Raw genomic sequence first — 745 nt, 5'->3', positions numbered from 1 at the left:
GGTTTGGGGGGACTTGGGGATGGCCCGTCGCATCCATAATGCCTGACCCGGATGATGGTTCCGTGACTGTGTCACTTTTTTAAGAAATATTTGACGCCACGCGTTGCGGGCCGGCCATGCGTTGCGAGCGGGCCCTCAGCCAATCCCGCCCCGCATGGGCGAACACCGCGCACAACACGATGACGCCGCCGATCATGCTGGCGGCTGGTGCAATCTCGCCCAGGAACAGGAAGGCAAACAGGATCGCGAACGGCACTTCGGCCGAGCCGAGCAGTCCGGATTCGGCCGGCGGGATGAGCCGCGCGCCCTCCGTCCACAGGATCGAGGACAACGCAAAGGACGCGCCGAACGTGGCGAGCAGAACGGCATCCCTTTGCGAAACCGCCAGCGGATCGGTGACGAACCAGCCGAGCAGGAACAGCAGGAACGCCGAAACCGCGCCGGCCCACACCACCGGCGTGTCGCGGAACGCGCGCACCATGATCATGTAGAGGCCGCTGCCGATGGTCATCAGCAGTGCCAGTCCGTCGCCGAACAGATTGCCGGTGCCGAAGCCGGACCAGACCATGATCGCCACGCCGCACAGCGACACGGCGGCGGCGACCATCGTCTGCAACCGGAAGGGTTCGCGCGTCAGAACCCAAGCCAGCAGCGCGGTGACGAAAGGTGCTGTGGCATAGATGACCGCGACATTGGCGACGAAGGTGAACTTGAACGCCGAGATGAAGGCGATGCTGGCCAGAGC

At 64.4% G+C, this 745-nt stretch carries 1 protein-coding gene; it reads right to left on the bottom strand.

Annotation, left to right across the window (positions count from 1 at the left end; all coding sequences use genetic code 11):
- Window positions 1-79: 79 nt before the first annotated feature.
- The coding region (locus EN893_RS36320; protein WP_164901512.1) for a DMT family transporter at window positions 80-745 on the bottom strand (666 nt) is incomplete at its 5' end.

It is taken from the genome of Mesorhizobium sp. M7A.F.Ca.CA.004.04.2.1 (assembly GCF_004022825.1).
In the GTDB taxonomy this organism is placed as follows: Bacteria; Pseudomonadota; Alphaproteobacteria; order Rhizobiales; family Rhizobiaceae; genus Mesorhizobium.
The sequence above is the reverse complement of the archived record's forward strand: the minus strand, read 5'-3'. Positions and strand labels throughout refer to the sequence as shown.